The following is a 10958-nucleotide window of genomic DNA, read 5'->3' on the forward strand; positions in this document are numbered from 1 at the left end:
GTACTCATATTCAACAACGCCCAATGAAACATTAAAAACGAAGTATTAACACTCCTATGTCACGGTCCATTGCTGGATACGTCCTGCAACCCTCAGGTTTCAATTGGGATTTAGGATAAAATCAGCGATAAAAGCGGCTGCCGCCGCATGCGCCCGTTGTGAGGCATTAATGAGGACTTGTTGATGCCGGATTCAGAAATTACCAGTGTGAGCTCCTGCTCCAATGAGGCCCAAAAGCTGAAAGTTCTTCAGGACCTTGCAAAGGTGCTTTACTGGGAATGGGATCGAGAACTGAAAAAATTCAGTTTTCACGGCACAACTCCGCCAACGATCTGGAAGCCTGAAGTCCTGCCGGGCGGAGACATTGATGTTTCACTGGTCACATTTTCCGATCGCGCGCCGCTCCGCCTGAAATTCGAAGCGATTTTCAATAACGCGCCTCCTGGGCCATTTACCTTCGAGGCCAAACCCAACGAGAACGCGCCCGTAGCGACTTACGCGCTGCACACTGAAACGGAAGCTGGCGACAATCCGGCAATTATCCGCGGCATCATCAGAGACCTTTCGGACAATACGCTTCTCGTTGAACGTGCCCGGTCGGCAGAAGACAAACTGCTCGACGCAATAGAGGTCTTAAAAGACGGTTTCGTCATTTTCGATGCCGATGACCGCCTTGTTCTTTGCAATCAAAAATACCGGGAGCTTTATCCTAAATCGGCTCACGCCATGCAGCCCGGGGCGACATTTACCGAGATCATTCGCGCCGGGCTTGCGGCCGGTGAATATGCCGGGGCTATCGGACGTGAAGAGGAATGGTTCAGGGAGCGCCTGATAGCGCATCACTCGTCTGATCAGGAGATTGAGCAAAAACTGGATGACGGCCGCTGGCTGCGGATCACCGAACGCAAGACCGTTGACGGTATGCGTATAGGCCTGAGAGTCGATATTACCGGGCTAAAGCAAAATGAAACCAAGCTTAAAAACGCTCTGACGCGGCTACAGCAAAGCGAGCTTGAAGCCCGTCGGTTATCCGTTGTCGCGGACCGGACCAAATCCATGGTCACGATTCTCGACAAGGACGGCCGGGTGGAATGGGTCAATCCGGCTTTCACGGAAATCACCGGATACAGCATCGAAGAGATTGCCGGAAAAGATCCCCGCTCCGTCATGCGTGGAGCAGACACCGACAAATCAGTCACCCAAGCCATCGACCAGGATATTGCTCAGGGCAAGTCAGTCAGCGGCAAGATGCTGCACTACAAGAAAAACGGCTCACCAATCTGGGTTGAATTTGAACGCCAGACCGTCCGGGCCCCGGATGGCAGTATCATCCAGCACATGATCGTCGCGCATGACGTGACCGAGCATGTCACGACCACTGAAGTGCTTGCGGAACGGGCAGAATCCATCCGCGCCATCCTCGACACGGTGGTTGACGCGATCATCACCATCGACAGCAATGGCATCATCCTCACCTTCAACCCGGCAGCCGAACGCATGTTCGGCAGGCGGCGTAAAGATGCTCTCGGCAAGAATGTTAATATCCTGATGGCCGGGCAACACCACACGGATCACCCGCGCTATATTGCAAGCTATCTGACGGGCCGAGCCAAGAATGTGATCGGGAAAAACAGGGAATTCACCGCAGTAAAGTCGGACGGCACCATTTTCCCGATCGAACTCGCGGTCGGCGAAATGTTCGTCGGTAAAAATCTGCGCTTCGTCGGTATTATTCGTGACATTTCAGAGCGCAAGCAGCTTGAACGCATCAAGCGGGAATTCATTTCCACGGTCAGTCACGAGCTAAAGACACCGCTTACCTCAATCACCGGAGCGCTCGGCCTGATGCGCAACGGGATCGCCGGCGCGCTCACCGAACAGATGCAGGAGATCCTCGATATCGCCTACCGCAACAGCGAACGTCTCGGCGTGCTGGTGACCGATATTCTGGATATTGAGAAAATTGATGCCGGCCAGGTGTCGTACGATATGCAGCAGATCGACATTAACCTGCTGATATCCGACTGCGTTGCCAGCATGCAGCAATATTCGACCGGTCTTGGCGTCACCCTCGAGGTCTGTGGCGAAGCTGAAGATCCGGCATTTACTGGTGATCCAACCCGGATCACTCAGGTCATGACGAATCTGATCTCAAACGGGGTCAAATTTTCCAAATCCGGCCAACAGGTCAAAATCAGCGCCGAAAGTACGGAAGACACCATAATTTTCTCTGTCATGGATCAGGGAGAAGGTATTCCGGAGGAGCTTCAGGAAAAAATATTCACCCGTTTCTTCCGGGTGAACAGCGCCGATGACAGACATAGTGGGGGCACCGGTCTGGGTTTGAGCATCTGCCAGCCGATTATCGAAGCCCATGGCGGTACAATCAGCGTGGAAAGCAGTCCCGGCGAAGGCTCAACCTTTACTGTACGCATTCCGCGGCATGCCGATAGCTGAAGTCGCGGGATCCAGAGCCTTCACAAACACCGGAAAAACCCGATCTCAGTGCAAATGTTCCCGCGCTTCTGCCGTGCTTGATGTCAGAGCGGTCAGGCGCTTCAACAGATAATCGACATCTTCTTCGGTAAGACCAAAGTCATCCGTTTCAAACGCCGTCAACAAACGTTCCAGGACCTTGAGACTGAATCTCTCCCGGTCGCTCTCGAGGCCGTCATAATCGGTATCGCGCATCACATCGATTGCCTTGCGCAGTACGGGGAAAGACCGCTTCGGCAGTCCCGATCGTTCGAACAGCGCCTTCAGTCCGCGATTACCTTCATCATCGAACAGTTTTTGCGCATTGAACAACGGGACCGAAGCCAGCTCAGCAAGTGCGGCCTGGGCAAAGGCCAGGTCGCCAAGACAGGCCGCCCGGACAACAATCGATTCCGTCAAACGGTCATTTCGATGCAGTTCAGAGACGAGATCTTCAACCTTCTGCGCACCGGCACCGTTCGAGACAAGGCTCAGCGTCGCATTTTCACGTGCTTCCAGAAGCAGATCGGTTGCCATGTTTGCCGGCAGATCATGGTTCTTCACGAGATGCTCTCGCAGGCGATCGGAGACGATCGAAACCAGGCGTTCCGATATCCCGACGGGCAGCACCGAACGGTTCACCAGCCCATCCTGGATATTTTCGTCATCGCCAAACCGGTCGATCGCCTTCTTGAAGCCGTTCTCGGAAATCGCCGCGCCTTCATTTCGCACCAGCGTTTCAACGACTGTCTGATTCCCCTTCTCGATCAAGGTCTCGGCCACGGCCTCCGAAACGCTCTCGCGCCGGGCGATCGCCGATTGCTTCATCTCATCCGCCGCGGATGCAATTTCGATCAGGTCTTCCTCGCGCAGCACCTCGGAAAATTCGAGGACTGGCATCGACACTGATTCAACGTCTTTCGCCAGAAGCAGCGCAACATCGTGCGGCAGGTCTTTCGCCGACTTTGCCTCACGGGCCAGAGCCTCACGAACCCTGCGCTCCGCATCGCGTGCCATGACCCGGAGAATCTCCTGGGCCATTGGCAATTCCGTCGCGGAAAAGCTGGATGCGGAAAGCTGGCCCGCGACCTTGGCTACCGTCGCGGCGCGATTATCAGCGGAAGGGTCTTTCAGCAGAGATTGTACATCCGCCGCCGAGAGTGCCCCACTGCCATTGCCATCAGAGCTTACCATGCGCTTCCTCACATCTCGCTGGATTCAAGCGAATGAGTGTTTCGCAACAAGGGTTAACGTTTCCTTATCAACAGGAAACCTGCTGCATCACTCTTTTCTTACTGTAGCAGATTTCAAGGCCCGTCGCGCAAGTTAAGAAGCGGCGCGCCCTAAAGAGCGCGCCGTATTTTGCACGTACGATCCTCATACGGCCTAGAGATTCAGCTGATAACTTGCCGGCACCCAGCGATAGGCCGCTCCGTGCCGCTCCACATAGCCAACGGCCGGAAACGGCATGTGATATCCCGTGGCCGGGATCCGGTCGGCGGCAACCATGTCCAGCAAACGCTTGCGGGTTGCCGCGGCTCCTTCCTTGTCCATGTCGAAGCGCACATGCCAGTCGGGCCGCTGCAGGGAAGCGACATAATGGTTCGTGGTATCGGCCCAGGCCAGCAACCGCCGGCCGTCGCTTTCAAAATGGTAGGCCATGTGCCCCGGCGTGTGTCCCGGTGCCCCCACTGCCTGGATACCGGTCACGACATCCTCTCCCGGCTTCAGGAACGTCATCTTCTCCGCGAACGGGACAACGTTGCTTTGCACCAGCTTGCCTACCCCTGCGAAATTGCCCTCGGCCATTTCCGGCGGGGACCAGAAATCATATTCCGTCGCGCCCGTCACATAGCGCGCGTTCGGGAACAATGCACTTCCGCCTTCCATGAGGCCGCCGATATGGTCCGGATGAAAATGCGTCAGAACGACAATATCGATCTGGTCCGGCGTAAAGCCGGCCCGGCCAAGGGCCTCCGCGAGATGCCCCGCATTCGGCCGGCGGCCATTACCGTTCCCGGAGTCGAACATGATCACTTCCCTGCCGGTATTCACGATAACCGGCGTGAAGGAGATCTCCATGCGGCTCCCCGGCAGGTGGTTTTCCTCTGCCAGCTTGGCCACATCTTCCTGTGTCTGATTTTCCCCGAAGATCGGATGCGGACCGTCAAGCTGGATCGCCCCGTCCCAGATCGTGGTCACCTCGAACCCGCCAAGCTTGAAGCGATAGTGGGACGGGTGTGAAGCCCCCTGCATCGGGGCCGCTGCCTCAACGACGGATGGCAGGCTGGAAAGCACGGCCGGCGCCGCCAGTGTTCCGGCGGCAGCGAACATCGCCTCCCGTCGGGTCAGTGCCTTTAAACGATTGGTCATCATGGTCCTCCCTCGACCGAACGAAATCAATCCTCTGGAGGTAGCGCAGACCGCCGCGCAGAAAAGGAGGGGATCGCGAGAAAAACGGCTTGCTCACGAAACCTTGGGCCATCCATCCCGCGCCACATGTCCGGAAACATGTCACGCAGAGCTTAAACAGGATGGAATTTCCACAGGTTAAGGGTACAAAACCCGTGCGGAAAAGACCGCGAGGGAGGAAAATGAATGGCATTCTTCAAAGCTGGATCACGAACATTTCACTATTCCGACAGGACAGTTGGAACGGGCCCGACACTTGTTCTCGCCAACTCTCTCGGTACGGACTTCCGGATCTGGGATCCGCTGCTGCCGAAACTGAAAGGGATCGGACGCATTGTCCGCTATGACAAGCGCGGCCACGGCCTGACGGATGTCAGCGAGCCGCCCTATTCCATTCAGGACCTGAGCGCCGATCTGAAGATCATCACCGATCACGCAGGGCTGGACCGCTTCCTGCTCGGCGGTGTCTCCATTGGCGGCATGATTGCCCAGGACTATGCGGCCCGGTATCCGGAACAGGTCGACGCCCTCGTCTGCATGGATACCGCACCGAAAATCGGGGAAGCCGCCCTCTGGCAGGACCGCATCGATGCGATCTCCGCGAATGGACTGGAAAGCATCGCGGACGGTGTCATGGAGCGCTGGTTCTCCGCAGCTTTCCGGAAGAATAATCCGGCAGCGACGGCGGGATGGCGCAATCTGCTCGCGCGGACCACACAGGCTGGCTATCTCGGCTGTTGCGCGGCGATCCGTGATGCGGACCTGACCGAGGCAACGCTTTCCCTGACAGTACCGACATTGGTCCTGTGCGGCGCGGAAGACGGCGCAACGCCACCAGCACTCGTCAAGGCCATGGCCGATGCCATGAAAAACGCGTCCTATGTCGAAGTCCCGGATGCGGGCCATATTCCAAGTCTTGAGCAGCCGGATTTCCTGGCCGATGCCATGATCAGTTTCTTCAAGGCAAACGGGTTTGTCTGATTTTCAACGCAAGCCCGCGTAACGGCAGAACAGGATCATCAGCAAAGAAAAGGACGGCCGCATGGCCGTCCTTTTTTGTTTCCGCATGAATGCTTCCACTACCCCTGTGCGTTGGCAGCCTGCTTGCGTTTTTTCCGGATGACCTGGACCAAAGGCAGCAAGAGCAGAATGACCGCGATGATCGTGATCGGCCCGGCGATCGGCCGCGTGAAGAACACGCTGGGGTCACCGCCCGAAATGATCATGCTCTGCCGCAGCGCGGGCTCGGCAATCGGGCCAAGCACGATGGCAAGCACCGCCGGGGCCAGCGGATAATCGAGCTTGCGGAGCATGTAGGCACCGAACCCGAAGATCACCATGAGCCAGACATCATGCATGTCTTCTGTCGGCGCATAGCCGCCAACCAGACAAAGTACGAAAATGATTGGCGCCAGGATCGTGAACGGCATCTTCAGCACCCAGAGGAAAACCGGGATGAAGAGGATGTTGATGATCACCGCGAAGAAATTCGCGGCATAAAGGCTGGCCGTCAGCCCCCAGACGAAATCTGACTGTTCCATGAACATCAGAGGTCCGGGCACCAGTCCCCAAATCACCATGCCGCCGAGCAGAATAGCCGTTGTCGGCGAGCCCGGAATGCCGAGCGTCAGCATGGGCAGCATCGCACCGGTCGAGGCGGCATTATTCGCCGCTTCGGGAGCAATCACGCCACCGATTTCACCCTTGCCGTACCCATCCGGATTTTTCGACGTCATCTTCGAAATGCCGTAGGCCATCAAGGAGCCCGGCGTAGCCCCTGCCGCCGGCAGGATACCCACGAAGAATCCAAGCAGAGAGCCGATCCAGGCCGGCTTCCAGTCCAGCGCGACTTCTTTCATGTGCGACAGGGTGCGGGACATCGATACTTCGACTTTCGACATGGTCGGATTGCCGCGTGTCGAGTCAATGGTCCAGAGCATCTCGCCGATGCCGTACACCCCGATCGCCAGCACCAGGAAGTTGATGCCGTGCAGGAAACCGGTGATATCGAAGAAGACCAGCCGCGGCGTACCGCTGATGATGTCCATGCCAACCGCGCTGAACACCAGGCCGATACAGATAGAGAAGATGGTCTTCGCGATATCGTCGCCGCCGAGACCGACAAAGGTCGCGAAGGCCAGCAACATCAGGGCGAAGATCTCCTGATCGCCGAAATCAAGTGCGACGCTGGCAAGGGCCGGTGCGAAACCGGTGAACAGGATGATCGAGATCGTACCGCCGAAGAAGGATGCCATCGCCGCCGCGATAAGCGCCTTGTCCGCGAGGCCTTTCAGAGCCAGTGGCCGGCCGTCGAAAGTTGTCGCAACCGCTGTCGATGCCCCGGGTATCCCGAGCATGATCGAGCTGATCGCCCCGCCATACATGGCACCATAATAGATCGCGGCCAAAAAGATGATGGCGGAGGTTGGCGGCACAAGGAAAGTGAGCGGCAGCAGGATCGCCACCCCGTTCACCGATCCGAGACCCGGCATTGCGCCGATGAACAGTCCAACCGTCACACCGATGATGACCAGCCCGAGATTGAGCGGCTCGAACGCAATCAAAAAGCCGCCCAGAAGATGCTGAATGATTTCCATAACTTAAATCCCCAGACCGGCGCTAAAGGAAGATGTCGTAAAGCGGATAGAACAGCGGCTCCAGGTATCCCTTGGGCAGCACGATCCGCATGGCGACATCGAAGAAGAAGAAGATAATGACCGGTGCGGCCACGGAGATGGACACCGTTGGTACCCAGCCGTGCCGCCCCAGAATCCGCAGGTAGAACAGCATGAATATCGGCACCGCCCCATAGACGCCGATGATATGCACCATGGCCGCGAGAGCGACCACACTGCCGCCAACCAGCAGGAACATCCGGATCGCGTGCGCGTCCATGAACTGATCCTGGGAGCGCGACTGCGGCGTGGCCTTGCGAACCCAGTTCACAATTGTCCAGACGTTGCAGATCAACATTATCCCGGCCAGCCAGAACGGCCAAGCACCGCCACCGGGACCTTCATGTTTTACCCAGCCTATCTTCAGCTCGGTACTCTTCCACATCAGATAGATGGAAAATGCTGCCAGCAGGACAGCCGTGACCAATTCCGCGCGACGCATGTGCGGCGACCTTCCTTATTCGATCATGAATAGAAAAAGCGACGGGATGCCGGATCCCTAAAATCACACCCCCGGAACGCTCAGGTTCCGGGGGTGTGCAGATTGGCGATCAGGAGGCGCCCATCTTGGCCAGCATCGCGCGATGCGTCTCGTTATTGACCTTCCAGTAATCCTGCAACGCAGCACCACTCAGAAAATCGCCATAAAGACTCTTGCTCGTGCGGTAATCCTGCCATTCCTTGCTGTCAAAAACCTTTTTGAACAGCGCGGTATAGTAGGCCTGTGCGTCCGCCGACATTTCCGGAGCGCCGACGACGCTACGTTGCATGTAATAGGCAAAGTCCTGGCCCTTTTCCTTCATGGTCGGAGCGTTCGGGAACTTGTCCAGGCGCTCGTTGGTGAAGGCAACCAGCGGGACAGCCACGCCGGCATTGTAGAAACCCTCGATTTCGGAGGGGTTGTTCACGGAGGAATTGATGTGCTTGCCGGCAACCTGCTTGGCGACCGTTCCGCCGCCCTTGTAGGGAACGTACTTCATCTTCAGATCGAAATTGGCGTTCAGGAAGTCCGTGATGAGCTGGTCTTCCTGCAATTTACCGGTACCGCCCATGACCCATTCGTTGCCCACGCTTTTGACGTGATCAACCCACTGGTCAAATGACGTGAGGCCGGAATCCTTGTGCACCCAGAGCAGGAAAGTATCTTCCGCCATCCGCGCGATCGGTGCGAATTTCATGGAGTCCACACCAAGACCCGGCTGACGCATCGGCGTCGTATAGAAACTGTTCAGGGTCACCATGATGGTGTGATCCTGATCCTTGGCATTCTGGACATGAACCAGAGCTTCAGCACCGGAGCCGCCCGGCTTGTTGATCGGGATCAGCGGCTTGGAAGCCATCTTGTGCTTTTCGACGATTGTCTGCATCAGGCGGGCCATCTTGTCCGCGCCACCGCCCTTGCCGGCCATGATGATGAAGTCGATCGGCTTTACAGGTTCAAACGCTTGCGCCGGTGCATTTACGGCGAGTCCGAGACCAGCGACAATCGCCAGCCCCATAAGACTACGTCTTGAGATTTTCATTGAACTCCTCCCTATGTTGTTTCCGGACAAATTTATTTTTTTCTTTTTGCCCGTCGCCAAATCGTAGTCCTGCTTTTTGGTGAGGACCAACAACTTTTCATGGCATGGAAATGGTATACCAAGCCCAAGTATCTTGTATACCAGTTTCTCCAGAGCTGCTGTCAGCCATTACACGTCATGCGGACGGGCACCCAAAAAACGCCGCGGAAATATTCAATGTTTTCGGTCTAATGGCTGTCTCCGGCTCTCGACAGCGGGGTCACACGAGATTATGGTATACAAGATGCCAAGACTAAACAGCCTTCATCGGGGGAGTGATCGGAACACACATCATCTGAAAGGTTATTCGATTTATTGGCGACTGCCCGGCGCATAGAGCGTTTCGGGAATGAAATTTGAGTTACAGAATATGCGAGGGCTGCGGTCGATATACGAACGCACTCCATAACAAAGAGCGGCGCTCAGGAGCGAAATAATGACGCGCACGAGCGAAGCAAAAGAAGAACAGGCCGATAGCGTTCAACCGGACGCGATTGGGAGAAACACCGGGCTCTGCCAAAACGTCCCGGGATATGCCGAGGAAGCAACAAGAAGGCCGTAAAGACCATGAATCAAATGAAAGTCGGGAAAAAGATCCATCCCGGTTCGGGCCGACGGAAGGCTCCGGCGCTGCCAAAAGGGCGTTTCCTTGATGGCGATGACCGCGACCGCATGCGCGAAATCCTTGGCGACCGTCCGCGCCGCCGCGACCTGTTAATTGAGCATCTGCACCTGATTCAGGACAGCGAAGGCTGTCTGCCTGCCGGTTTGCTGCACGCGCTTGCCGCCGAAATGCGCATTCCCATGTCGGAGATCTACGAAGTCGCGTCCTTCTATGCGCATTTCGACATCGTCCGCGACGGTGAGGAACGCCCTGCCCCCGTGACGATCAGGGTCTGTGAATCCCTGAGCTGCGCACTTTCGGGCGCTGAAAAACTCATCTCGGAGCTTGAAGCCAACGCGGATGCCGACATCCGCGTGCTGCGCGCGCCCTGCATGGGCCGCTGCGATCTGGCACCGGTTGCCGAAGTTGGGCACCGGCATGTTGACAAATGTACAGCCGACAAGGTGTTTGAAGTCGCCCGAAGCGGCCATCTGCATCCGCATATTCCGGAGTACAAGGCTTTCGACGCCTATCGCCAGGATGGCGGTTATGCCGTGCTGGAAACCTGCATCTCCGGCAAACGCAGCGTCGAGGACATCATCGAAACCCTGTCCGACGGCGGACTGCGGGGGCTCGGCGGGGCCGGTTTTCCGACCGGGCGGAAATGGAGTTTCGTGCGTGCCGAGCAAGGCCCGCGCCTGATGGCGATCAATGGCGACGAGGGCGAGCCCGGCACCTTCAAGGACCGGCTGTTTCTTGAAAGCAACCCGCATCAGTTCCTCGAAGGCATGCTGATTGGCGCCTGGGTGGTCGAGGCCGAAGAGGTCTTTATCTATCTGCGCGACGAATATCCTGCGGCCCGCGAAATCCTGTTGAAGGAAATCGCCGCCGTTGAGGCAGCAGGTTTGGCAAAACACACGAAAATCAATCTGCGCCGTGGCGCTGGCGCCTATATCTGCGGTGAAGAGTCCGCAATGATCGAATCCATTGAGGGCAAGCGCGGTCTGCCGCGTCATCGCCCGCCCTATGTCTCGGTCAACGGCATCTTCGGCCGCCCCACGCTGGTGAACAATATAGAGACGCTCTACTGGGTGCCGGAGATCCTGAAGAACGGCGCCGCGTGGTTCGAGGATCAGGGCAAGAACGGGTGCAAGGGCTTGCGCAGCTATTCCGTTTCCGGCCGGGTGAAGAACCCGGGCGTGAAGCTGGTCCCGGCCGGCACCACCGCGC

General features: G+C 57.1%; 8 protein-coding genes. 3 read left to right on the forward strand and 5 right to left on the reverse strand.

Annotated elements, in window-relative coordinates; translation table 11 throughout:
• The first annotated feature begins 183 nt into the window (after positions 1-183).
• Positions 184-2457 (forward strand): PAS domain S-box protein, encoded by a 2274-nt coding sequence (locus tag AAC126_RS13755; protein WP_339854246.1) that lies wholly within the window; start codon positions 184-186, stop codon positions 2455-2457.
• A gap of 45 nt (positions 2458-2502) precedes the next feature.
• On the opposite strand, the gene AAC126_RS13760 is transcribed toward AAC126_RS13755, so the two are convergent.
• Positions 2503-3669, reverse strand: coding sequence for a DUF2336 domain-containing protein (locus tag AAC126_RS13760; RefSeq protein ID WP_339854248.1), 1167 nt, complete (start codon positions 3667-3669; stop codon positions 2503-2505).
• Positions 3670-3861: 192 nt separating this feature from the next.
• Entirely contained in the window at positions 3862-4848 is a 987-nt protein-coding gene (locus AAC126_RS13765) for an MBL fold metallo-hydrolase (RefSeq protein WP_339854250.1), read from the reverse strand.
• Between the two features lie 225 nt (positions 4849-5073).
• Between AAC126_RS13765 and pcaD the strand changes: the two genes are divergently transcribed.
• Positions 5074-5868: a 3-oxoadipate enol-lactonase gene (gene pcaD / locus AAC126_RS13770; RefSeq protein WP_339854252.1), complete on the forward strand. Its 795-nt coding sequence runs from the start codon at positions 5074-5076 to the stop codon at positions 5866-5868.
• A 98-nt stretch (positions 5869-5966) separates the two neighbouring features.
• Here pcaD and AAC126_RS13775 read toward each other — a convergent pair whose 3' ends face one another.
• The 3 genes from AAC126_RS13775 to AAC126_RS13785 form a co-directional block, all read right to left on the reverse strand.
• On the reverse strand, positions 5967-7484 hold the full coding sequence (locus AAC126_RS13775; protein ID WP_339854254.1) for a tripartite tricarboxylate transporter permease: 1518 nt from the start codon (positions 7482-7484) through the stop codon (positions 5967-5969).
• Positions 7485-7506: 22 nt separating this feature from the next.
• Complete coding sequence (locus AAC126_RS13780; RefSeq protein ID WP_339854256.1) at positions 7507-8004, reverse strand: tripartite tricarboxylate transporter TctB family protein; 498 nt, start codon at positions 8002-8004, stop codon at positions 7507-7509.
• Between the two features lie 109 nt (positions 8005-8113).
• A complete protein-coding gene (locus AAC126_RS13785; protein WP_339854257.1) occupies positions 8114-9085 on the reverse strand; it encodes a tripartite tricarboxylate transporter substrate-binding protein in 972 nt (323 codons plus the stop codon).
• Between the two features lie 615 nt (positions 9086-9700).
• Here AAC126_RS13785 and AAC126_RS13790 point away from each other — a divergent pair.
• On the forward strand, positions 9701-10958 hold a 1258-nt coding region (locus tag AAC126_RS13790; protein WP_339854259.1), incomplete at its 3' end, for an NAD(P)H-dependent oxidoreductase subunit E.

This window comes from uncultured Nisaea sp., from assembly GCF_963974195.1.
In the GTDB taxonomy this organism is placed as follows: domain Bacteria; phylum Pseudomonadota; class Alphaproteobacteria; order Thalassobaculales; family Thalassobaculaceae; genus Nisaea.